The following is a 22,623-nucleotide window of genomic DNA, read 5'->3' on the forward strand; positions in this document are numbered from 1 at the left end:
ACTTCGACGACCCGTTCGCCCTGTTCGCTGAGGAAGGCGGCGAGTCCGGCACCGTAGCTGCTGGTTCCTTCGACGGCCCAGCACCGCTGGCCGGGGCGGCTAACCTGGATTAGGGAGGGCGGCCGTTGCCGGCTTAAAAGGTGGCGACCGGCTTCAGGCCGACGGCCGCGAACGCGATCCCCGAGACGGTCTCGCCGTTGGCGTTCTTGAACGAGTAGGGCGACATGCGCGGCGCGATCAGCTCGACCACCATGCCCTCCTCGAACTCGTCGCCCGGGTCCGCGTCCAGCGTGAAGCGAACCTCTTCGCCCTTCTCGCCCTTCGTCTTCAGGAACAGCGAGGCCACGTAGCGCCGCACGCCCTCACGGTCCGTGACAGCCACCTCGCGGCCGTTCTCGTCCTTGCGGGTCTTCGGCTCGGGTGCCTCAGCGACGCGGGCGGTGTAGTTGCTCAGGTCGCACGGGATGTTCCGCATGTCTGCCTCCGGGAGGTCGGTGAGCTGGTATCGTGTTCTATACCTAGTATGCAACTACAGACCAGGTATGGCAAGACATACCAACTATGTCACTCTAATGGAGTAAGGACGACCATCGATGACGAGCAACGAGCGAGGTCAGGGCAAGCCTGTCCCTCAGTACATGCAGATAGCGGAAGAGCTTCGGCACCAAATCCGGGAAGGAGTCCTCAAGGTCAACGGCCCCGTACCCAGCGCGGCGACGCTTTGCCGGCAGTACGACGTCAGCATGATCACCAGCAAGAAGGCACTCCAGGTCCTCCAGAGCGAAGGGCTGGTCTACAGCGTCCCGGGCAAGGGAACGTACGTGGCGGACATGGCCGTCATGATCCGAACCATGCCGTATCGGCACTTTGAGCAGGACGAGCGAACCTACGTGCGAGAGGCGGGTCGGGCAGGCCGAACCCCCACAGCGAAGCACGACACGACAGTCGAGGCCGCGTCGGACTGGGTTGCTCGACGGCTGGAGATCCCGCCGGGCTCCGACGTCACGACCACCAATTACAAGGTGTCGGCCGACGGGCAGCCGATGAGCATGTCGACGTCGTGGGAACCGCGCTCGATCACCGGGGGGACGATCATCGAGCACCCTCACGAAGGGCCGCACGGTACGCACGGACTCAACGCCCGCTTTCGCGCGATCGGCTGGACTCTGAGCCAGATCGAAGAACGGCTCCTCGTCCGTCAGCCAACGACTATCGAGGCGAGTGAGTTGGCCGTTCCGCCGGGTGTCCCCGTGATGGAGATCAGGCAGACTGTTCGAGGAACCCACGAGGGTTCCGACGACCTCGTCCCGATCGAAGCGGCGGACATCATCTTCCCGACCGATCGATACGAGTTCGTCTACCTGATGGACCGGCCGAAGTAAGGCGAGGCTCGATGGGAACGCACCACCCCGAGGAGGACGACGCACCGCGGGCGGCCGGCCCCGATGGAGCGGTTGACCACGACCGGCCGTACGGCGAGGAAACGCGCACCCTTCTCATCGACTTTGGCGAGGTCGAGCCTGCACGGCTCCACGGGTGTCCCAACTGCGGCAATCGGGATGTCTCCTACTCTGCATCCAAGTGCTATCGCTGCCAAGCCGAGTTCGCCCCTGCCTATCAACTGCCGCCTGTCACAGTCGACCACCAAGAACGCTCATCCGGCCCTCAGGAGATCTCGCCTTCGTCTGGGCATGCCTACAGGCGAATCTCTGATGCGCTTCGCCGACAGATCGCCAGCGGTGAGCTCGTGCCTGGTGACCGCATCCCTTCGCAGGAGGAGCTGTCTAGCCAGTACGGAGTTTCCCGGATGACCGTGCGTCAGGCGCTTGCAGTGCTTGAGCACGAGGGCCTAACCAAAGGTGGCAAGGGCGCGCCGGCGGTGGTCCAGGACGTTCCAGCTGGAGGGATCGAAGCTGTCGAAGCCGTGGTCGACGTAGCAGCCGTGCGCGCCGAGCTCGCCGAGCTTCACAGCGTGGTTCGCGATCTCAATCGTCGCCTTGGTGAACTCCGCAAACGTCTTGACTGACTGCCGATCGAGCGAGGCTCAGCACTCCGTGTTCAGAGTTTCCTTACTTGTTCAAGGCGGCCCCTCCGGGGCCGCTGAGCACTGTGTTTGATCCGCGGGCAAGCCCCGCCGGGGCGTGCGGGCTGGCGCCCGGTCCCCGGCGGTCGCCCGCGGAGAAGCCAGCCCAGCGACCACCCGCCGGCGGGACCGCGAACAGGTTCACTGCTCAAGAGAGGTCCTCGCCGGACAGGCAGGTCTCCGAGATGGTCGAGAAGTGCCGACACGTCGCGTTCGTGAGTGCCCTGTCGCCATCTCGCCAACCTCCCCGAGGGCTATCACGCCGCGTCAAGGGGGCAGTTCGGCCGGCACGCTCCGGACCGCATGAAAGCGCCCCCTTGACGCGGCGTGATCGGGCTACGCCAGGTCGACGAGATGGCGAAGAGGCCACCCACTGGAGGGTTAATCCTCATCAGAGGTGACTATAAACGGAGCGAGCCCTCTTCAGGATCATAAATAGGGTCACCAATAAATGCACCACCAAAAAAGCGATTATTCCACTGGGAATTCTTCCAGCGGGATTATCCTTAACGGTGGTCGCGAGCACCAAGGCGAGATACGCTGTCGCGATAATTCCCGTCAAAACCGCATATGAGACATTCGCCTCAAGTGCATCATTGAGATCCATTGCGTCTGAACTGTATTCGCCGTTATCAAGGTACCTTGACTTAATCTGAAATATTTGCACCAGAAGACCGAATAGTAACGCCGTGTAGATCGAGATGCCGCTCAGAATGCCTTCAAGTCCATTAACGCGAAACGCCGCTAGCTGTCGATATCCGGGTACGCCAGCCAGCCATGAAAAGTTGAACTCCGGGATTATGATCAGCACTAGGACTAGCAAGGGAAGGCCGTAGAACGCGAGAATATCTCTAACCCGAATCGGCTTTCTGGTCTTGCGATCATCAACCAAAGTTCGCAGGTGGTCGCCTACGATCTTTGTCACTGACCACTTAGCCGTCACGTTCTACTTCCAGCTTCACTTCCAACGCTTCGCCGCTCCACTGCCCATCCTCCCAGTCATGCGCCAAGGTCAGCCCGAGCTTACTCTTCGCCTCCGACACTTTCGCGACCATCTGGGCCCTGACCTGGGCATTCGTGGGGCGCTCGTCGTCATCCTCGGCGAGCACGTAAGACAGGATTGGGTGCTCCGCCTCTCCGAGGAGGATGCTCCGCTGCTGGCGACCGTCGTCAAGCGCCAGCTCTACCTCGTCTCCATCCGCCACGGGAATACCGATAATTTCCTGAGCAGTTATCTCACGACTGACGAGCTTTTCCCGCAGGCTACGCGGAAAACTACCCTGACCACGACGGGGTTGAATAATGGAAGTTACTCGGCCAACGGATTTAGTGACAAGCGGATCCGCAATATCCGATGAAGGACCAAAGCGCTTGATCTTCATTTCTTTCATGTCGGCCTTATCTACATATTGCGCCCACGCGTCACTGTCAACCAGCCCGTCGAAATTGACAATTAGCTTATCCTGCTCAAATCGCGAACGAAACGCCTGCTTAAACTCTCGAATTAGTGCAGTTGCCGCTCCGCGCCCACTGTACCTTTCAGCAAGAAAGATTGCCCACGTACCATCCTTAGGGGATGCGATTAAGTTCCTCGTCATTTGAACTGGAGACTCTTCCTCATCATACTGGTGAGTCGTCTGACCGCTTGTTGTATCAATTATACTGCCCGAGGATCCATATCGGCCATAGTAGGCATCGAACTCTATAGCCCTACCCTTTGGATCAATTCGAAGAATTGAAATATACTGATTGAGCTTTTCCCGACGGAGGGCATTTTTCTTTAACCCGTTTAAAAATCCATTAAACAACTCAAGGATATCAGTCTGGCGGCCATCAAAGTTGCCCAGCTTTAAAGGTTCGTCCGGCTTCCTGAGCTTGGTCACCGTTAACCTGTATGCAACGTAGGCGTGCTTTGCCATTACAGCCCAGTTCTCCCCTCGCAACTTGCTTTGTGCAGCAAACGAACGACCGATCTTACCCTTAGCGACATAAGCGCGGAAGTGCTCGCTTGAATCCAAGTCCGACAAGCGGGACAAAATAGCTGTCGGACTGCCAAATACGCCACGCGCGTCCTTGCCATGAAAACTCAAACCGCAAGGTCAGCCGACCAGGCAGGCGGGGTCGACCCAATGAGCGCCGCCCGATACCAAACTGATAGCGAAGGCCTAACCACCACCCGTTTAGACCAATGTGCATCCCAGGTCGCAGCTACGCCGGATGAGATCAAGGGGTCGGCCGGTCGAACGCGTTGGGGACACGAAGGCGAACGCCGGTCGCCACTTGGCCAGCGCACCTGCCCACGTTTTACCCTCGCCAAACGACGGCCGATGACCGCCAAGATTGCTCGGGGATCTGCGATTGCTTCTGCGAACAGACCTGGCAGTGACTCATGCTGATCACCAACAGCCAACGTCGCACACCATGATCCACAAAAGCGGGTATTGCAGGTTCGGGCGGGACCGTACACGTCATCGACCGCATGCCAGATGGCCCGATCTAGGGAGCGCTCGCTGCGGTTGGACCAAATTGCTTGAGCCATCGCCGAACTGACGCCAGGTCGGCGTACCCAGCCGCTCGAAGGGCCTCCACGATGTCTCGTCCGCTGATCAGTGCGATCGGATGCCCATCGGAGCGGACCTCGCCGTATGCCTGGTAGTGATAGTGCGAGGTGGTCACGAACACGCCGAACTGGCGATGCCGCAGCCGGGAGATCAGGCGGGACACCTCGCGGACGCCGACCGAGTTGGTGTCGCTGTAGCACTTCGCTTCCAGGGCGAACTCGATCGCGATCGGGTCGGAGGACGGGCCGATCACGTACTCGCCGATGGCGTCGCGGCCTCCGTCGCGGCTGCGCTGTGTGACTTCGCAACTGCCGGTAGCGGGTGCGATGAGTCGCCACAGTTCGACCGCGCAGTACTCGAAGTCGTGCTCGCGATCGCGGAACGTCTCGCGGATCTCGGCGAGAATTTCGAGCCCGGCCGGATCGGCCGGCATTTGCTCTGCCCGCGTCCGCACGACCGTCGTGGACGGTGCCAGCATCGGCGAGTACTTCCGCCCTTCGATCCACGCGACCCAAGGTGCTGAAACGTAGCGACTGTCGGCGGCGCGTCCATCGAGGACATCGCTGATCCACTGCCGCTCGATCCGGGAGACGTCGAGGACGGTGAACCGAGCGCGATAGTTCTGGAACCGCTGCCCGCGGGTGCTGCGCCAGATCGCCTGCAGCTCGTCGTCGGAGGATAAACCCGGTCCGCCTGGCACGAGCAGGCCGCGGAACATGATCCTTCGGCCGGGCGCGGACTTCTCGAACAGGAGGAACGGGGGAACGCGGCGGCGGGCCTCTGCTGACTCGTGGCTCCAGTCGAAGGAGTCCCGCAGCAGGACGTTGCCGCGGCGACGCGTGTCGTGGAGCTCGTGGCCAGGGCTGCGGTTGTCGCCGTAGTAGGTGAAGAGTCCGGTCTGTGGGTCCAGCGTGTCAGGCCAGTCGGGTTCGCCGCCGGTTGTGTACAGGACGCCGAGCCGCACGGTGCCCTTGGCTGGGGAACCGGCGTAGCGGAACCCGCCCTGGTTGCCCACCGGCAGCAAACGGGCAAGCGGGTCATCTGCCATAGTTCCGCTCTGGCCACCGGCGTACACCTGATCGACGATCAGGTCAGCGTCGGCAAGCTGTTCGAACGGTACGATTCCATCCCCAGTCGTCACTGTCGCAGGATAGCGATCAAGCGGGGCAGGCTCACCCAGTCGTTGTGCCTCTCCACGGGTTCCCAGGGTCAAGATCAACCCACGGTTTACCCCTGGATTTGGACGCCATTCGACCGCGGCCAACGCCCAGTGACAGCCGTTTGCTGATGCGAACAACGCAGGTAAAAGCCAGGGACGGCGGAGGACGGCCAACGTCGCCCACCGCCGTCCGAAAATCGACCCAGTGCGGGTTCGAACCCCGTCGGGGGCACTTCCGCCCCGCCTGCTCGGCCCGATCGGACCGGGTGGCCGGTTATGGACGCACGGTGACGACGGGGAAGTCCCGCGGCTTCCTCGGCGGGACTTCCCCGGTTACCGGATTCGAGGAGAACCTGGCGTTGCGGCTAGCAGGCCTTCAATGAGCTGACTCGGTTCGTTGAAGTTGTATTTCGGTCCGAGCGGGCCCTGCCATTCGACGGCGATTCGCAGCGACTGGCCCTGGTAGTCGCTGTTTTCCCAGAGGCACTAGATTTCCGTCGTCCGGTGGCGCCGTCGTTCTCCCATGCGCAGAAGCAGTCGACGTCGCAGTCGGCCCCTTCGCCATGTTCCCAATCGGGTCGGAAGACCTCAGGAATAGTGCGCGCGTGAGTGTCCACTGTGGCCACGAATGACGTCAGGCAATCGGGTCGGGGTCAGGGAAGTATGCCGCTCGCAAAGCCGGCGAAGTGGTGACCCACCCTAGGAGGTCGAAGGGCCACGGCTGGCGAACACCCGGGTAAACGTGTCCAGAAGCTTCCGTGGCCCCGAGATCTTCACCAAGCCGCACTTGATGGCCTGCACCAGCTCCAGGTAGGACGGCAGTTCCTCGGGCTGGAGGGTGATCACGAGGTCCGCGCCGGAGGGGGCGAGGCCGACGCCGGCGTCGAGTTTGCCGTTGGTGACGATGGCGTGGACGGCGAAGTCGGGGGTGTGGATTTCCCAGGCCGCGGTGACGTCGGTGGCGCCGGAGGGGTCGAAGGCGGCGCGGAGTGACGTGGCGAGGGATTCGGGCGTGACGATCTCGCCGGGGCGGGGCTCGCCGAGTTGGGTTGTGCCCCAGCGGCCGAGGGCGTGGATGGCCGGTTCGAGCTCGTGGCCGAGCGGGGTGAGGGCGTAGACGACGCCGCGGCGGGGAGCGGGCGCGATCTGGCGTTCGACGATGCCGGACTGTTCGAACTCTTTCAAGCGCGTGGCCAGCACGTTGGACGGGATGCCGGGCAGGCCGTCGAGGAGATCGGTGTAGCGGCGCGGGTGGATGGCCAGGTCGCGGATGATCAGCAACCCCCAGCGTTCGCCGACGAGCTCCAGGGCTCGCGCGAGGCCGCAGTACTGCCCGAAATCACGCCGTTTCATGTGTTAAGTGTAGCACCGTCCCGGCATGAGACTGGACTCTTCCAAAAAGACTGTACTTGTAAAAATGAAGTGATCGGATTACCGTCCTCATCGTGGCCACGAAGGGGCCACGCAACCTGAAGGGGAATCAACGATGACTGCTCTGCAGAACGCGACGGTGTGCGTGACGGGCGCGAACGGTGGGCTCGGGTCCGCGTTCGTCCAGGCCGCGCTGGATCGGGGTGCGGCCCGTGTGTATGCGGCTGCCCGCAAGGAGAAGGCGTGGGGTGACGAGCGGGTCGTGACCGTCGACCTGGATCTGACCGACCGGGGCTCGATCGCGCGGGCCGCGGCGAAGCTGGGCGACACCACGATCCTCGTCAACAACGCGGCGATCTTCCCGCACAGCGACCTGCTGACCGCCCCGATCGAGGAGATCGAGGAGGTGTTCGAGGCCAACCTGCTGGGCCCGCTCGTCCTGACCCGCGAGCTGGCGCCGGCGCTGCGCACGGCCAAGGGCGCATTGCTCAACGTGGGGTCGGTGCTGAGCTGGTTCGCCATCGGCAAGGCGCACAGCGTTTCCAAGGCCGGGCTGTGGATGGCCACCAACGCCCTGCGGCTCGAGCTTGCGCCCGCCGGCGTGCAGGTCCTCGGGGCGTTCTTCGGCCCGACCGACACTCCAATGCAGGCCGGCAACGACACCAGTGGTATGAACAAGCCGGCCGACGTCGTCAGCGCGATCTTCGACGCCCTCGAAGCCGGCGAGCACGAGGTGCTCGTCGACGACATGACGAAGAAGGTCCACGCCGGGCTCGCGGCCGACGTCACGGCGCTCTACCCGGCGCTGGCTGGTAGGTGACTATGTCCACTTCAGACAGAAGAGTGCTCGTCACGGGAGCGGCCGGTGGCACTGGAGGGGCCGCCGTCCGCGAGGCCCTGGCGCTGGGGCTGACCGTGCGGGCGATGGTGCGCACGGTCGACGACCGCGCGCGAGCGCTGGCCGAGCAGGGGGCGGAGGTCGTCGCCGGTGACTTCCAGGACATCACCACGCTGCGGCTGGCGCTCGAGGGCACGGACGCCGCGTATTTCGTCCACCCGATGCGGCCGGGCCTGATCAAGGCCACGGTCAATTTCGCTCAGGCGGTGAAGGAAACCGGCGGCCCGGCCGTCCTCAACCTCTCGCAGCGCAACACCAGCCGCGAGTCCACGGGGATCTCGACGCGGGAGACGTTCCTGTCGCAGGAGGTGTTCACCTGGTCCGGTGTGGACGTCGTCCACCTGCGCCCGACGATGTTCCTCGAATGGTTCCTCTACCCGTGGATCCTGCCGAACCTGCGCAAGGGGAAGCTGTGGATGCCCGCGGGGGCGGGCACGTCGTCGGTCGTCGGCACCGAGGACCTGGGGCGCGCGATCGCCGCGCTGCTGAAGGAGCCTGGAGTCCACATCGGTCGGACGATTCCGCTGTCCGGCCCGGCTGAGCTCGGCCAGGCGCAGATGGCGGCCGAGCTGTCCGAAGCGCTGGGCCGGGAGATCGTCTACGAGGACTGTGATCTGGACGAGTTCGTGGCCACGATAGCCGCGTTCGGCGTGCCCGGGTACCTGGTCGGGTCGATTCGCGGAATCATGATCGACTACCGCGCCGGACGGCTCGGCGGTGCCGACGACACCATCGAAAAGCTCACCGGGCGGCGGCCGATGTCCGTCGCCGAGTTCGCCCGCAAACACGCCGCCCTGCTGAACGGAGCCGAGTGATGACTGAAGTCGTGAACACTTTCGTCGAGCGAAACCGGAAGTTCGCCGAGACGCGGTTCGATCCCACGTTGATCATGCGGCCGAGCCTGCTGACGAGCGTCATCAGCTGTTTCGACCCGCGGGTCGACCCCGCTGTCGTGCTCGGCGCGGAGCCGGGGGAGATCGGGGTGCTGCGCAACGTCGGCGGACGGGTCACGCCGGACACGATCGAGCAGCTGGTGATGTTGCAGCACGTGGCCGCGGCCGCGGGGGCGGGTCCCGGTGGGTGGAACGTCGTCGTGCTGCAGCACACCGGCTGCGGCATCACCCTGATCCAGGACCGGCCCGGCCTGCTGGCTCCGTACTTCGGGTCGTCTGAGGCCGAGCTGCCCGACGTGGCGGATCCACGGGTGGCGGTGGCTCGTGACGTGGCATTGCTGAGGGCCGAGCCGCGTCTGCCCGGGTATCGGGTGTCGGGTCTTGTTTACGACGTCGGTACCGGTTTGGTGGAAACCGTCGTCGGGCCGTAGGCGACCCTCCACTGTGGACCGGCTGGTGCCGGCTCGTTGACGAACGAGGGTCCGTTGTCAACGAGCCGGCATCTCGGTCAGCAGGTTCGCCGTACTACTTCTTGGCGGCGGCGACCTTCTTGCGCGCCGGGCGCTTGCGGGCCGGCGCGGAGGGCTTGGCGGCTTCGAGCTCGGCCTGCTCGTAGGCGCTCACGACGTCGGACGGGATGCGGCCGCGCTCGGAGATCTGGTAGCCATTTTGGTTGGCCCACGCGCGGATCGTGCGCGAGCGCTCGCGGTCGGCCGGGGTGGCCGCCGTCGGCTGCCCCGCGGCGACGCGCACCTTGCGGCCGCCGGTCTTGCGGCCCACGCCGATGTAGCGCGCGAGCTCGTCCCGCAGGGCGGCGGCGTTGTCGTCGGACAGGTCGATCTCGTAGCTGACACCGTCGAGTCCGAAGGGGACTGTCTGGGTGGCCGGGCTGCCGTCGATGTCGTCCAGCATTTCGACGAGAACCTTCTGGGCCATGAGTGCTCCTTGAAATTGGCGTGCATGCTGACCGTGACCAGGCGCACGAATGTGGCGATCGATTGCGATCGTAGCATCGAATGGTCGGGGAAATGCAGGCGCCGAAACTGTGCGGAAAACTCGAGGTGCGGTCGAGGCGGTGCCGCGGGTCAGGAAACGTCGACGGAAGGTGACCAGAAGGCCTCGAACTGTTCCGTCACACCGTAGTACCGGCCGACGCGAAGCTGGGCCTGGAGCGACGGCCGGCGGTCCACTGTCGGATCGGACTCGGGGTAGCGGGTCGGCTCGAGTTCCTTCCGGTTCCTGCGAGCAAGGTGGCGCGGCGTGCCTTGGTCGGCTGCCGAGTCCTCGCCATATTGGGCGGCCTCCTGCGCGATCAACCGTCGAGTTGTGGAGAGCACGGCCGCTCACATTACTGGTACGCAAACACGTTTCCGCCGAGATTGCCGTCTCAGCCGGACATGACCAGCGCGCAAGCCATTCCGAGGCTCATGCCCGCGCGGGACAACGCGCGGGTGGGGTCCGTGTGCCACGACGGGACCGAGCGGGCGGCGTCGAGGAGGAACCACGCGGCCGCGGCGAAGGTGATGGGTGTCCACCAGCCGTGGCCCATGGCGGGCATGGTGAGCCACGGGCCGTGGTCGGCGGCGGATGTGGCATGGCGGTGAGCATGAACAGCATCGTCGCGATGGTGGCGAGGTGGTGCGGGCGCCGGGTCGAGAGGGACCAGCCGAGGATAACGAGCGGCACGGCCTGCCAGCCGGCGGCGGGGATGGGGGCGCCGACGGGAGAGGTCATGGCGATCATCGCGGTGCAGAGGACGAGGTCGGCCACGGAGTCGGCGCGGGTCGGCACCCGGAGCGGCGGAGGGGCGTTGGCGGGCAACGACGAACCGGCGGAGAGTGGTGCCTGGCCACGGTGGACATCCACTGGAGACCCACGCCACTCGGCAGCGTCCGTCGGCGAAGCGGCAACCCCACGCCAAAGGTGCGCCAGTGGCACCCACGTCAGCACGGCGAGCGCTGCCGTCAGCAGCCAGGAGACGGACGCCGGCACGAGAGGGGTTCCTTCCGCCGAAGCGAGCGAAGCGAGTACCCGGTAGACCACGCACAGTCGCGATTCGTGACAACCGACGGGAAATGCCCCCGGACGAGACAGGAATTGTCGAAAACGAAAGGGCGGCCCGGTTGCCCCTCGGGCCCGCCGGCCGTGACCTGCGTCTCAAGGGCGCGCGACGTAAGGCAGCCGACGTGAGCAGGCCACCTGGTGTTCGCGTTGGCTCAAACAGCCGTGAATAGCGTCCGGGGAGCTCGAGAATTCTCCCTGGAAACCTGAATGAGGTAGACCATGCGCGAAAACCAGGTGGGCCCGAACCGACGGTCCTTCCTGCGCAACGCGGGACTCGCCGGCGTCGGCGCCACGGCGCTGGGTGCGCTCGGCGTCGCGCCGGCCGAGGCCGACACCGCGAACGCCGCAAACAGAGGCAGCGGCAGATGGAACCCGGACGGCGAGAGCCTCCAGTTCACCGTCGCCGTGATGCCGGATACCCAGTACCTCTACTGGGGCAGCCAGAACAGCATCAACCCGGAGCCGCAGGAAGCCTCGTTCCGGTACGTGATCGAGAACAGCGGCACGCCGAACAACAACATCGTGTTCATGGCGCACCTCGGTGACGTGACGCAGGACGCCGACGTCACGTCGTTCCAGGCCGTGGACAAGACGTTCAAGATCCTCGACAAGGCGAACGTCGCCTACAGCGTGCTCGCCGGCAACCACGACGTGTCCGGTGACGACACGCGTGGCAACACGCCGTACCTGCAGGCGATGGGCCCGCAGCGGTTCACGGGCCAGAAGTCGTTCGTCGGCTCGGACGCCAGCGGCTACAACACCGCGCACACGTTCCACGCGGCCGGGCGTGACTGGCTGCTGCTGGCCATGGACTGGCGCACGTCGGCGGCCGGGTTCGCCTGGGCGAACCAGGTCATCAAGGCGCACCCGAAGATGCCGGTGATCCTCACCTGCCACGAGATCGTCGCACCGACCTACGGCGACGAGGTGTACCCGTACGAATCGGGCGACCCCGAGAACAACGCCGAGATCACCAGCTACGGCCAGACCGTGTGGGACTCGCTGATCAAGGACAACGACCAGATCTTCCTCACGCTCAACGGCCACTACTGGCCCTCGGGCCGCATCACGAAGAAGAACGCGGCCGGCAACGACGTGCACCTGCACATCACGAACTACCAGAACCGCTACATGAGCGGTGGCGGCATGCTGCGCCTGTACCACTTCGACCTCGAGCGCAACACCATCGACGTCGAGACGATCTCACCGTGGATCCTCGAGAAGGACCCGGCCAAGCGCAACCGCCTCGAGGTCATGGAGTCGCGGCTGACCACGGCCGTCGACCGGTTCTCGATGCCGTTCGACTTCGAGCAGCGCTTCTCCGGCTTCATCCCGGTGAAGACGCGCGCGGCTCGCGCCGCCAACAAGGTGCTGCTGCCCGGCACGCTCGCGTACTGGCGCTTCGACGGCAACCACGCCGCGCCCGGCAGCCCGGTCACCACGACCCAGAAGGTCAAGGACCTGTCCGGCAACGGCAACGACCTCACGCTGGCCTCGGTGCCCGGCACCGTCCCCGGCGCGCTGACCTGGTCCGACGACCACCACCCGGACCAGCCGGCCCACGCCAGCCTGCGCTTCGTCGGCGGCAAGAACCCGCTGCACGGCGCGTACCTCACCACCGCGGCGAAGGCGGCGCTGAACACCGAGCAGTTCAAGCACGGCTACACGATCGAGACGTTCGTGAAGATCCCGCGCGACTGGGACGGCGGCAACAACGGCAACATGCCGGTGCTGGTCCGCCGCGGCGCGGCCGGCGACGCGGGCAAGCACGGCAAGAACACCGACCCGAAGGAGCCGGTGGCCCAGCTCATGACCACGAACAACGGTCGTGAACTGCAGTTCAACTGCTACCCGCTCAGCCAGACTTACCCGACCACCAACTGGAGCCACGGCATGCCCGAGGACCAGTGGTGGCACCTCGCGGTGGTCAACGACGGGCACCACACCACGGCGTACATCGAGAGCGCGCCGGTGGCCGACAACCCGTCGACCGACTCGGTCGGCATCGCCTCGCTCGGCCTCACCTGGCTGCTCGGCGGCCACGAGTACGGCGGCGCGATCGACAACGTGTTCCACGGCTGGATCGGTGACGTCCGCATCGTGAACCGGGCGCTGCGCCTGGACGAGTTCCTGACCAAGTGATCCACCGGCAGCGGGTGGTCATCAGTGCCCACCCGCTGCCGTCCGCGGTCAGGAACTCCTTGCGGCGGCGAGAAAAGCTCGAATCAAAGCCTGGTCCTTCACGCCGCGGGCGGACTCGACGCCGCTGGAGACGTCCACTCCCCACGGCCGGACGGTGGCGAGGGCGTCGGCCACGTTGTCCGGGGTGAGGCCGCCGGCCAGGAGCCAGTCGCCGTCGGGCGTCTCGGCCGACCAGTCCCAGGTCTCGCCCGAACCCGCGCTGGGGGAGTCGAGCAGGAGCAGGTCCTCGCCGTATTCGCCGACGGCCGGGACCTCGCCGTTCTTCAGTGACGTGGCACGGATCAGCCGCACGGGCAGATCGCGCAACGCCGCGAAGTCGGCCGGCGAGTACCCGGAGCCGTGCAGCTGAACGGCCCGGATCCCGGTCTCGGCCACCGCGTCGCGGACCTCCGGCACCGGCACGCCCTTGAACACGCCGACCGTGAGCACCTCGCCGGGCACACCCGCCGCGAGCTGCGCGGCCTCGGCCCGGGTGACCTGCCGAGGGCTCTCGCACAGCAGGAACCCCACGGCGTCGGCTCCCGCTTCGACCGCGCACGCCACGTCGGCCGCTGTCTTCAGGCCGCAGATCTTCACGAACACGTCCCGACCCTAACCTCCGCCGGCCGGTGACGAGCGGGCATCACGCGCGCACCGGCATCACCGGACGTGACGGATCGGGCGCCCGGGCGGCGGCTCGGATGTGACTATGGGTCGACTTCCGCCCGACAAGGAGCTCGCACGATGGTCACGGGTCCGCTCGGCAAGGCCCATCCCGGTGGATACGACGAGGGCCGGCAGCTGTACGGGATGACTGCCGCCTCGATCCGCCGCTGGCGCTGGAAGCGGGCCGCCGCCGTCGCCGGGGCCGGTTCGGCCAGGTACGCGAAGATCGGCGATTCCATCAGCGCCGGCCAGGGACTCCAGCCCGCCACGCAGTCGCCGCCGGTGGTGATGGGCGGCATGCTGGCGGCTCGGGGCTTCCCGGTGCGGGGTGCGTCGGTGATCCTGAACCCGCGGACCATGACGGCGGATTCGAGACTGACGTTCACCGGGTCCTGGTCCGAGTTCGCGCCCGGTGCGCTGACGACGTTCGCCTCGTCCACGACGAGCGGCGGCTCCGTCTCCCTCACCGCCTTTGTCGCGGAGGCCGGCGACTACTTGGCTCGCGTCATCACCACGCAGGACTCGCGCGAGTGCGCGATCGCGATCGACGGTGGCGAACCCGGCCCGGTCCGGCTGAGCGGTGCGGCAGGCCTGGCGACACACCTCGTCGCGCTCCCCAAGCTGGCCGCCGGACGGCACACCGTCACGATCACCGTGGCCGGCGAGGCCGGTGAACTGCGGGTCGGCAGCATCGGGATCGAAGCGCTCGACGGCATCACGATCGGCGACTTCGGCATTTCGATGTCGACGACCACGGACTGGGTCGCCGGTGGTGAGGGGTACTCGGCGCTGAACCACGTGGTGGCCTGGTCGCCGGATCTCGCCCTGATCGCGTTGATGACGAACGACGCCAACGAGCAGACGGCGGTCGCGCCGGACCGGTACGCGGAAAACCTCGAGACGATGGTGTCCGCGCTGGAGAAAACCTGCGACGTGGTCCTCGAGGCGCAGATCCCCGGCGATCCGGCGTGGGTCGACTTGTCCCCGTATCGCGACGCCATGTACGACGTTGCGAACGCACATGGCGTGCCGGTGCTCGACCTCTTCGATCGCTGGGGCAGCTACGCGGCCGCGGCCGGCGCGAGGTTGATGAACGACGCCTTCCACCCGAACGCGGCCGGTGCGGCGGACATCGTCGCGGCGGAGTTCGGTGTGGTTTCGGCTTGAGGGACACGGGTGGGCCGGTGCCGTCGAGATCGACGGCTGCCCCGACGCGCGCGTGCGGCCGCACGCCGCGGGTCCGCAGTCGCTCGGTGACGGCGTCGCGGCGGTGGCTGAGGCGATGGGAAATCGACTGAGGATCAACGACAACCTCGGCAGGCTCGGGGCAAGTTGGATCGCGGAAACTCCGCGGTCACCCGGGAGACCGCCGGGGCCTTGCTCGCACGCAAGGACACCGCCGGCCTGCGCTGCGTACTGCTGGCCGGCAGCCGAGCTGTCGAGTTCTGGACCAGAGATGCGCTCGTGGCCGCTTTGGACTGCAACCCCGAGTGGATGACGACCGCAGGCGCGGATCGACTGATCCAGGAGCTGCACGAGCTCGCGGCCGATGACAAGGCCGGGGTCCGCGACGAGGCCCAGGGAATCCTCTCGCATCCGCGGCCGCGCAAGGAACAGGCCCGAGACTCGGACGAGCAGCTCTGATCCGACACAACACACAGCCGAGTCCTCATTGGCGGGTCCATCACTGACGGGGTCGCTGTGAGCCGGACGCCAGGGCCGACTCACTCCGGAAGCCACCTCGTTCGCGGAGTGCTCGGACAAGGAGTTCTGCAAGTGCGCCGGCCCTTTTCCTGGCCAAGAACCGCCAGACCGGCTCCCCGCAGGAGTGCCACCGCCGCCGCGGTCTTCGGGTCCGCTGGACAACGGCGAGCGGGGATGTTGTCCTGAGGCACAACGCACCGGGAGGCGGCATGACAGCAGCGCAGCTCGCGGCCGGGCTGGCCGAGGTCTCGCAGCACGTGCTCGCGTCCAGCGGCGATCCCGACGAGGTCACGCAGGCGTGCACGCAGGCGTTGCGCCCGCACCGGCTCGTGGTGCATTCGCGGCGAGCGCGGCTTTCGACCCGGTTGGAGCACCTCTCGGCGGGCCCGATCTCGCTCAACCGCCTGCGCTACGGCGCCGACGTCACGGTCGCTCCCGCCGTGCCCGAAGAGGACAACTTCCTGCTGACGCTGCCCGTCGCCGGGTCCGCGAAGTTCACTTACGGCCGCGACACGGCCGAGCTCGCGCCGGGGCGGCCCGCGATCGTCGGGCCGTACCGCGAGTTCAAGCTGGACATCGACAGCGCGTTCGACCAGCTGATCGTGCGGATGGACCGGCGCTGGGTCGAGCGCACGGCCCGCCGGATCCGCGGGGTCGCGACCGCCGGCCCGGTGGACCTCTCGCTGTCGCTGCCGGAGCAACCCGCGTTCCTGTATCGGCTGCTGGAGAGCGTGGTCAGCCTGCCGACGCTGGGGCCGAGCGTCGCGCGGCCGGAGGTGGGGCAGCAGCTGGGTGAGCTGGTGATCGAATCGTTCCTCCTCACGCAGCTGCGCGAGGAGGACGCCGAGCGCGGCCGGGTGCCGTCGGCCCAGGTCAGGCGGGCGATGGAGTACCTGCTCGACCACCTCGCCGAGCCGATCAGCCTGTCGGAAGTCGCGCGGCAGAGCGGGACGAGCCTGCGCAGCCTGCAGGCCGGGTTCCGGCGCGACCTCGACACGACGCCCGGGCAGTGGCTGCGCGGTCAGCGGCTCGAGCGGGCGCGCCGACTGCTCGCGGCCGGTGAGCGGGGGACCACGACGGTGACCGGCGTCGCGGCGGAATGCGGGTACTTCCACCTGGGCGAGTTCGCCGCGCAGTTCAAGACGCGGTTCGGAGTCACGCCGTCGGCCGTGCTGGGCCGCCGCTGAGGGTTTGCGCGAATCCGATGCCCGCGCGTCGCTTCGCCGATAGTCCTTGCCGCTCGCCGACAGCAGCATGTGCCGTACGCACTCAACGGCGAGAACGGAGCGGCGCATGCGATTCGTACTGGTGCACGGAGCGTGGCACTTCGGGGAGCTGTGGGACCCGGTCCGCAAGCACTTGGAGGACGCGGGCCACGAGGTCCACACCCCGACGGCCGGCGGCCTCGGCGAGAACGACGACAAGCACGTCGACCTGCGCGGGGCCGCAGCGCCGATCGTCGACTACATCCGGGAGCACGACCTGACCGACGTGGTGCTGGTCGGGCACAGCTGGGGCGGTTACGTGATCTCCCGCGTGGCGATCGAGCTGCCCGAACGGATGCGGCGGCTCGTCTACTTCGCCGCGTTCGTGCCGGCGCACGGCCGGGCGCTCGTCGACGAGATCCCGCCGCACCTCGTCGCCGCGCTTCAGGCGAGCTACGACGAACGCACCGACGGCGGTGTCGTGCTGCCGTTCCCCGTGTGGCGCGACGCGTTCTACGGCGACGCCTCGGCGGAGGAGGCCCGGCGCGTGTACGACGTGCTGCGCCCGCAGCCGTGGAGCGCCTTCACCGACCCGGCCGACATGACGGGCTGGGACAAGGTGCCACAGGCGTTCAGCTACCTGGCGCCGTCCGAGGACAACGACATCACGCAGGGCGAGTGGGGCCGGCACCCGCGGCTGTCCAACCGGCTCGTGATGTTCCGGCTGATCGGGATGGAGGGCAGCCACGAGGTGCTGCTGGCGAACCCCGAGCTGACGGCGCGCAAGTTCATCGAGGCGGGGCGGGACTGACCGTCCTTTGAGGAGTGAAGTGACGAGTGAGCTGATTGTGGTCGGTTCCGGTGCGACGTTCTCGATCGCGCCGGAGCGGATCGTTGTCGCGGGTTACACCGCCAAGGACGAGGCCGCTGTGGAGCACCACATCGCGGAGCTCGCGACGATCGGCGTGCCGCGGCCGGCTACCGTACCGGCGTACTACGTGCTTTCGCCTGTGCTGTTGACTACTTCGCCGGTGGTCGAGGTGGGTTCGGCGACGACGTCGGGCGAGGTCGAGCCCGTGGTGATCCGCCACGACGGGCGGTACTACCTCGGCGTCGGCTCCGATCACACGGCCCGGGAGCTCGAACGCGTCGACATCGCGCGGAGCAAGGCCGCGTGCCCGAAGCCGCTCGGCTCGCACGTGGTGGAGCTCGGGCCGGATCTGTCAGTTGTGGACTGGAATGGTCTGGTCGCAGAGTCCAGTGTGGACTCGTCGACGTATCAGAGCGGCAGCGTCGCGACCCTGCGCCACCCGTCGGACACGCTCGGCCGGATGCCGTCCGGACTGGACGACGGTGGCGACCTCGTGCTGTTCTGCGGCACGCTTTCCCTGCTCGGCGGGAAGTTCGTGTACGGCTCGCGCTGGCGCGTCGACCTGCGGCTGCCCCGCGGCGAAACCCTGACCCACGTGTACGAGACCCAGCGAAGGAGGGCTTGATGCGCACCGGATCGCAGTACCTGAGCGCCATCGATGACGGACGTCGCGTCTACCTCGACGGAAAGCGGGTGGACGGCGTGGCCCGCCATCCGGCATTCGCGCCGATCGCGAAGACGGTGTCGGAGCTGTTCGACCTCGCCGCCGACCCCGCGTCCGGCATGACGCGGCCCGGCCCGAACGGCGAGGTGGTGAACCGGCTTTTCACCGCCCCGCGCAGCCGCGAGGACCTCACCGCGTTCCGCGAGGCCGCCACCACGTGGGCGCGCCACACCCACGGCTGGGTGGGCCGCAGCCCGGACCACGTCGGCGCGTTCCTGGCCGCGTTCGCCTCGCACCCGGACGTGTTCGGCGATTACGCGGCCAACGTGACGGCGTTCCAGAAGCGCGTCGTCGAGGAGGACCTGTACCTGTCCTACGCGATCATCCCGCCGCAGGTTTCGCGCGCCACCACGGCGAGCGCGTGGGACGGCGACCTCGTGCAGGTCGGCGTCGCCGAGGAGCGCGCCGACGGCATCGTGGTGCGGGGCGCGCAGATGCTGGCCACGGGCGGGCCGGTCGCCGACGAGATCTTGGTGTCGTGCATCAAGCCGCTGACGCCGGAGGACACGGACTTCGCGCTCAGCTTCGTGCTGCCGGTGGACACTGAGGGCCTGAAGCTCTACTGCCGCCGCCCGTACGCGCCCGCCGCGACCAGCCACTACGACTACCCGCTCACCACGCGCTTCGACGAGACCGACGCCCTGCTGGTCTTCGACGACGTTTTCGTGCCGTGGGACCGCGTGTTCGTCTACCGCGACGTCGCCGGAGTGCGCAACCAGTTCTTCGCGACGGGCGCGCACGTGCTGGGCAACTGGCAGGCGCAGATCCGGTTTTCGGTGAAGCTGCAGTTCCTGGCCGGCCTGGCGCGCAAGGTCGCGGCGGTCAACGGCGTCGACAAGTTCCCCGGCGTCGTGGAGAAACTCGGCGAGCTGGCCAGTCTGGTGTCCCTTGTGGAGTCCGCCGTGCTGGCCGCCGAGTACACCGCCGAGCCCGACTCGGCCGGCCTTTGGCGCCCCGGCAGCCGCGCTCTGTACGGCGCCATGGGCCTGCAGTCGGAGCTGTACCCCCGCGTGCTGGCCATCCTCCGCGACCTCGTCGGCGGTGGTGTGCTGCAGGTCCCCTCCAGCGTCGCCGACATGACCAGCCCGGAGACGCGCGCGGACATCGACCGCTACATCTACAGCCCAGGTACGCCCGCCGCCGACCGCGTGAAACTGTTCAAACTCGCGTGGGACGCCGTCGGCAGCGAGTTCGCCGGCCGCCACCACCAGTACGAGCTGTTCTACGCCGGCGCGCCCTTCGTGGTGAAGGGCTACTCCTTCGGCAACTACGGCTTCGACGGTCCCCTGTCCGAAGTGGGCCGTTTCCTGGCCGGCTACTCCGAGGAGAGCCAGTGAGCAAACCCGAACGCGAATTCTTCCCGGTGACTGAGGTCGACTTCACAACCTGCAAGGGCGACGACCCGCTCATCACCGAACGCGTCCTGTCCACGGACGAGGTCTCTGGCGTGGCCACACGCATCATGCGGTACGCGCCGGGCGCCGACTCGTCACCGATGGGCGCCCAGGCGCACGACTTCTGGGAGGAGGTCTACATCCTGGAGGGGTCGTTCACCGACCTCACTCTGGGGGAGACCTTCAGCGCCGGGATGTACGCCTGCCGTCCGCCGGGCATGCCGCACGGCCCTTGGCGCACCGAGGAGGGTGTGCTCACCTTCGAGGTTCGTTACCGCGCATGACCACCATGCCCCCTGACTGCACGCCCGGCTCCGGCCCGGTCGACGCGTTGGCGATGCGGACGGCGATGGGCCGGTTTGCGACTGGGGTCGCGGTGGTGACTACCAGCGTCGGCGATGTTCCCCACGGGATGACGGTGAATTCGCTGACGTCGGTGTCGCTGTCCCCGCCCTTGGTTCTCGTGTGCCTGACGACCGGTGCGCGCACTACCGAGGCTGTCGTCTCGGCAGACCGCTTCGCGCTGAACGTCCTGTCAACGCGGCAGGAACAACTCGCCCTCCGCTTCGCGCGGCGCGGTGAGGACCACTTTTCGGGTTTGCCGGTGAAGACGGGATCGCATGATGTTCCGGTGATCCCGGATGCGCTGGTGCACCTGGAGTGTTCGGTTCATCGCGCGTTGACGGCTGGTGATCACGAGATTGTGATCGGTGAGGTGGTGAAGGTGTGTTCGCGGGGAGGGGAGCCGTTGGGGTTCCTCGGCGGGCGGTTCAGTGACGTGGTGGACCGGGGGCTCGAGCCGGTGCCTTGGTTCTTCTGAGGCCGGACGGGGTTGGCTGGTGGTGTCTGGCGAATTGATCTACCGTCAGTGGGTGGCGCCGTTTCCGTATCGCACCTTCACGACCTGTGGGTTGGGTGAAGCGCGCCGGTTTGCGTTGTGGGAGCAGCACAACGAGGAGACGTTGGTGCGTCTGGCCTGTCGGACGCTTTCGCAGGAGTCGTTCGCCGGCTGGGAGACCTCGCTGCGGGTCGGCGAGTTCAAAATCGCGAACATCACCGCGACGGCCCACGTCGTGGAGCGCGATCGGCGGCTGATCCGGCGCGACGAGAGCGACCGGGTGGCGCTGTACTTCACCCTGTTCGGCGAAGCGTTCTTCTACCACGGCAAGGGGATCCAGCTGCAGCAGCCGGGCATGCTGCTGGTGTGCGATCTGGACCAGCCGTTCCTGCGCGGATTCGCCAAAGGGCTGCGCGAGTACGTGCTGATGGTCCCGAAACCCACGTTCGAGGAGCTCACCGGCTGCGCCGTGCCATCGGCCCCGATGACCCGCCGGTTCTCGCTCACCGAGACCGCCGGCAGCCCGGCCGCGGAGTTCGCACGCCTCCTGCGTGACGTGCTGGCCGCGCCGGTGCAGGCCGGGCCTGGCACGGAGGCGCGCATCCGCACCTTACTGACAGACCTGGCCGAAGAGCACCGCCGCCCACTGGCGGCCGAGCACCGCCGCCGAGTGCTGGCCCACATCGATGAGCACCTGGCGGACCACGGGCTCACGACCTCGACGGTCGCGGCCGCCGTCGGGCTCAGCAATCGCCAGCTCACGCGCGTGTTCAGTGAGGGCGGTGGCGTCGGCCGGGTGATCCGGGAGCGGCGGCTGCGGTCGGCCTACGAGCAGCTCACCGCTGATCCGGCCGCGCCGATCTCGCGCGTCGCGCACGCGTGCGGGTTCGCGTCCCATGCGCACTTCTCCCGCGCGTTCCGGGAGCGCTACGGCGTGCCGCCCTCGGAGATCCGCGCCGTTTGACCGGGTCGGCCGTCTTCTTGCCCGCCTCGGCCGCGGCACCGGCGCCCACCGCGCGCCGCCGCGATGCTGGTGTTCGGTACCCGAGAGAGGACACCCCATGAGTGAAGCGGTTTCGCCCGGCCAGGCTGGGCTCGAAGAAGGCCTGGTCGAGCAGGTCGTGGCGTCGTTCGCGGACGCGCCGAGCGCGCGGTTGCGCGAGGTGATGACCTCGGTCGTGCGCCACCTGCACGCGATCGTGCGGGAGACGCGGCTGACCGAGCAGGAGTGGAATTCGGCGATCGAGTTTCTCACGCAGGCCGGCCACATCACCGACGATCGCCGCCAGGAGTTCATCATGCTCTCGGACGTGCTGGGCGTTTCGATGCAGACCGTCGCCGTGAGCAACCAGCTCTTCGGCAACGCGACCGAGGCGACCGTGTTCGGGCCGTTTTACCACGAGGGTTCGCCGGAAGTGCCCAACGGCGGCGACATCGCGGCCGGCGCGCACGGGCAGCCGTGCTGGGTCGAGGGCACGGTCACCGACACCGACGGGAAGCCGCTGCCGGGCGCGCGGCTCGAGGTGTGGGAGAACGACGAGGACGGCTATTACGACGTCCAGTACACCGACGACCGTGTGGCCGGGCGCGCCCACGTCTTCGCCGACGAGAACGGCAACTACCGCTTCTGGGCGCTCACGCCGACGCGCTACCCGCTGCCCGTGGACGGTCCCGTCGGCCGACTGCTCGAAGCCGCCGGCCGCTCGCCCTGGCGCGCCGCGCACCTGCACTTCATGGTTACCCACGAGGGCCATCGCCGGCTCGTCACGCACATCTTCGTGCAGGGCGACGACTTGTCCGACGTCGTGTTCGCGGTGCGGGAGTCGCTGGTGCTGCCGTTCGACCAGCAGTCCGTGGGTACGCCGACACCGGACGGGCGCGACCTCGGCGACGCGACTTGGAGCCGCGTGCGATTCGACGTGGTGTTGGCGCCGGAGGAGTAGGCGGGTCCGACCCGGACGGGCACGCCGCCTTCCCGAACCTCCCCGTCGCTCCGGAGATCGGGTGTGCT

26 protein-coding genes and 1 pseudogene are annotated in these 22,623 nt (G+C 67.0%); 16 read left to right on the plus strand and 11 right to left on the minus strand.

From position 1 onward, the window contains the following. Positions 1 to 133: 133 nt before the first annotated feature. The gene (locus tag AB0383_RS29110; protein WP_366189046.1) at positions 134 to 475 is read right to left on the minus strand and encodes a hypothetical protein; all 342 of its coding nucleotides are present in this window, start codon (positions 473 to 475) and stop codon (positions 134 to 136) included. Positions 476 to 593: 118 nt separating this feature from the next. On the opposite strand from AB0383_RS29110, the gene AB0383_RS29115 reads away from it, so the two are divergent. Next, positions 594 to 1,382 (plus strand): GntR family transcriptional regulator, encoded by a 789-nt coding sequence (locus tag AB0383_RS29115; RefSeq protein WP_366189047.1) that lies wholly within the window; start codon positions 594 to 596, stop codon positions 1,380 to 1,382. Positions 1,383 to 1,393: 11 nt separating this feature from the next. Further along, complete coding sequence (locus AB0383_RS29120; protein WP_366189048.1) at positions 1,394 to 2,026, plus strand: winged helix-turn-helix domain-containing protein; 633 nt, start codon at positions 1,394 to 1,396, stop codon at positions 2,024 to 2,026. 448 nt (positions 2,027 to 2,474) lie between these two features. On the opposite strand, the gene AB0383_RS29125 is transcribed toward AB0383_RS29120, so the two are convergent. The 5 genes from AB0383_RS29125 to AB0383_RS29145 all read right to left on the minus strand — a co-directional run bounded on the left by AB0383_RS29125 (position 2,475) and on the right by AB0383_RS29145 (position 7,156). Further along, entirely contained in the window at positions 2,475 to 3,026 is a 552-nt protein-coding gene (locus tag AB0383_RS29125) for a hypothetical protein (protein ID WP_366189049.1), read from the minus strand. Then, the gene (locus AB0383_RS29130; protein ID WP_366189050.1) at positions 3,016 to 4,110 is read right to left on the minus strand and encodes a hypothetical protein; all 1,095 of its coding nucleotides are present in this window, start codon (positions 4,108 to 4,110) and stop codon (positions 3,016 to 3,018) included. Before AB0383_RS29130 ends, AB0383_RS29125 begins: the two co-directional genes overlap by 11 nt. 469 nt (positions 4,111 to 4,579) lie before the next feature. Then, a complete protein-coding gene (locus AB0383_RS29135; RefSeq protein ID WP_366189051.1) occupies positions 4,580 to 5,785 on the minus strand; it encodes a restriction endonuclease in 1,206 nt (401 codons plus the stop codon). Between the two features lie 383 nt (positions 5,786 to 6,168). After that, the gene (locus tag AB0383_RS29140) at positions 6,169 to 6,429 is read right to left on the minus strand and encodes a peptidase inhibitor family I36 protein (RefSeq protein WP_366189052.1); all 261 of its coding nucleotides are present in this window, start codon (positions 6,427 to 6,429) and stop codon (positions 6,169 to 6,171) included. Positions 6,430 to 6,502: 73 nt separating this feature from the next. Beyond that, positions 6,503 to 7,156 (minus strand): helix-turn-helix domain-containing protein, encoded by a 654-nt coding sequence (locus tag AB0383_RS29145; RefSeq protein ID WP_366189053.1) that lies wholly within the window; start codon positions 7,154 to 7,156, stop codon positions 6,503 to 6,505. A 133-nt stretch (positions 7,157 to 7,289) separates the two neighbouring features. On the opposite strand from AB0383_RS29145, the gene AB0383_RS29150 reads away from it, so the two are divergent. Genes AB0383_RS29150 through AB0383_RS29160 form a run of 3 tightly spaced genes read left to right on the plus strand, consistent with a single transcriptional unit; the run spans position 7,290 to position 9,396 of the window. After that, positions 7,290 to 7,994 carry an SDR family oxidoreductase gene (locus AB0383_RS29150; RefSeq protein WP_364172532.1) on the plus strand — a complete coding sequence of 235 codons (705 nt, stop codon included), beginning with the start codon at positions 7,290 to 7,292 and terminating at the stop codon, positions 7,992 to 7,994. Between the two features lie 2 nt (positions 7,995 to 7,996). After that, entirely contained in the window at positions 7,997 to 8,887 is an 891-nt protein-coding gene (locus tag AB0383_RS29155; RefSeq protein ID WP_366189054.1) for an NmrA family NAD(P)-binding protein, read from the plus strand. Continuing rightward, positions 8,887 to 9,396: a carbonic anhydrase gene (locus AB0383_RS29160; protein WP_364172528.1), complete on the plus strand. Its 510-nt coding sequence runs from the start codon at positions 8,887 to 8,889 to the stop codon at positions 9,394 to 9,396. Before AB0383_RS29155 ends, AB0383_RS29160 begins: the two co-directional genes overlap by 1 nt. 94 nt (positions 9,397 to 9,490) lie before the next feature. Here AB0383_RS29160 and AB0383_RS29165 read toward each other — a convergent pair whose 3' ends face one another. The 4 genes and pseudogenes from AB0383_RS29165 to AB0383_RS29180 all read right to left on the minus strand — a co-directional run. Next, a complete protein-coding gene (locus AB0383_RS29165) occupies positions 9,491 to 9,901 on the minus strand; it encodes an Lsr2 family protein (protein WP_366189055.1) in 411 nt (136 codons plus the stop codon). Positions 9,902 to 10,050: 149 nt separating this feature from the next. Continuing rightward, entirely contained in the window at positions 10,051 to 10,281 is a 231-nt protein-coding gene (locus AB0383_RS29170; RefSeq protein ID WP_364172525.1) for a hypothetical protein, read from the minus strand. A 71-nt stretch (positions 10,282 to 10,352) separates the two neighbouring features. Further along, positions 10,353 to 10,514 carry a hypothetical protein gene (locus AB0383_RS29175; RefSeq protein ID WP_366189138.1) on the minus strand — a complete coding sequence of 54 codons (162 nt, stop codon included), beginning with the start codon at positions 10,512 to 10,514 and terminating at the stop codon, positions 10,353 to 10,355. A gap of 65 nt (positions 10,515 to 10,579) precedes the next feature. After that, a pseudogene (locus AB0383_RS29180) lies at positions 10,580 to 10,708 on the minus strand (DUF5134 domain-containing protein); the annotation flags it as partial. Positions 10,709 to 11,248: 540 nt separating this feature from the next. On the opposite strand from AB0383_RS29180, the gene AB0383_RS29185 reads away from it, so the two are divergent. Next, entirely contained in the window at positions 11,249 to 13,171 is a 1,923-nt protein-coding gene (locus tag AB0383_RS29185; RefSeq protein WP_364172519.1) for a LamG-like jellyroll fold domain-containing protein, read from the plus strand. Between the two features lie 48 nt (positions 13,172 to 13,219). On the opposite strand, the gene AB0383_RS29190 is transcribed toward AB0383_RS29185, so the two are convergent. Further along, positions 13,220 to 13,813: a phosphoribosylanthranilate isomerase gene (locus tag AB0383_RS29190; RefSeq protein WP_366189056.1), complete on the minus strand. Its 594-nt coding sequence runs from the start codon at positions 13,811 to 13,813 to the stop codon at positions 13,220 to 13,222. 141 nt (positions 13,814 to 13,954) lie between these two features. On the opposite strand from AB0383_RS29190, the gene AB0383_RS29195 reads away from it, so the two are divergent. From AB0383_RS29195 to AB0383_RS29240, 10 genes are all read left to right on the plus strand, one after another. Next, entirely contained in the window at positions 13,955 to 15,043 is a 1,089-nt protein-coding gene (locus AB0383_RS29195) for an SGNH/GDSL hydrolase family protein (protein WP_366189057.1), read from the plus strand. Between the two features lie 210 nt (positions 15,044 to 15,253). After that, entirely contained in the window at positions 15,254 to 15,520 is a 267-nt protein-coding gene (locus AB0383_RS29200) for a hypothetical protein (RefSeq protein ID WP_366189058.1), read from the plus strand. Positions 15,521 to 15,789: 269 nt separating this feature from the next. Beyond that, positions 15,790 to 16,767 (plus strand): AraC family transcriptional regulator, encoded by a 978-nt coding sequence (locus AB0383_RS29205; RefSeq protein ID WP_364172508.1) that lies wholly within the window; start codon positions 15,790 to 15,792, stop codon positions 16,765 to 16,767. 106 nt (positions 16,768 to 16,873) lie between these two features. After that, the gene (locus tag AB0383_RS29210) at positions 16,874 to 17,596 is read left to right on the plus strand and encodes an alpha/beta fold hydrolase (protein WP_366189059.1); all 723 of its coding nucleotides are present in this window, start codon (positions 16,874 to 16,876) and stop codon (positions 17,594 to 17,596) included. 19 nt (positions 17,597 to 17,615) lie between these two features. Further along, positions 17,616 to 18,281: a DUF2848 family protein gene (locus AB0383_RS29215; RefSeq protein WP_364172502.1), complete on the plus strand. Its 666-nt coding sequence runs from the start codon at positions 17,616 to 17,618 to the stop codon at positions 18,279 to 18,281. Continuing rightward, a complete protein-coding gene (locus tag AB0383_RS29220; RefSeq protein WP_364172500.1) occupies positions 18,281 to 19,717 on the plus strand; it encodes a 4-hydroxyphenylacetate 3-hydroxylase N-terminal domain-containing protein in 1,437 nt (478 codons plus the stop codon). Before AB0383_RS29215 ends, AB0383_RS29220 begins: the two co-directional genes overlap by 1 nt. Further along, complete coding sequence (locus AB0383_RS29225) at positions 19,714 to 20,058, plus strand: cupin domain-containing protein (RefSeq protein WP_366189060.1); 345 nt, start codon at positions 19,714 to 19,716, stop codon at positions 20,056 to 20,058. Before AB0383_RS29220 ends, AB0383_RS29225 begins: the two co-directional genes overlap by 4 nt. Further along, entirely contained in the window at positions 20,055 to 20,594 is a 540-nt protein-coding gene (locus AB0383_RS29230) for a flavin reductase family protein (RefSeq protein ID WP_366189061.1), read from the plus strand. The genes AB0383_RS29225 and AB0383_RS29230 overlap by 4 nt, the downstream gene beginning before the upstream one ends. A 52-nt stretch (positions 20,595 to 20,646) precedes the next feature. Then, the gene (locus AB0383_RS29235) at positions 20,647 to 21,576 is read left to right on the plus strand and encodes a helix-turn-helix domain-containing protein (RefSeq protein WP_366189062.1); all 930 of its coding nucleotides are present in this window, start codon (positions 20,647 to 20,649) and stop codon (positions 21,574 to 21,576) included. Positions 21,577 to 21,673: 97 nt separating this feature from the next. Further along, on the plus strand, positions 21,674 to 22,555 hold the full coding sequence (locus tag AB0383_RS29240; protein WP_366189063.1) for a dioxygenase: 882 nt from the start codon (positions 21,674 to 21,676) through the stop codon (positions 22,553 to 22,555). Positions 22,556 to 22,623 lie beyond the last annotated feature (68 nt).

The sequence above is a fragment of the Amycolatopsis sp. NPDC051373 genome, from assembly GCF_040689465.1.
In the GTDB taxonomy this organism is placed as follows: domain Bacteria; phylum Actinomycetota; class Actinomycetes; order Mycobacteriales; family Pseudonocardiaceae; genus Amycolatopsis.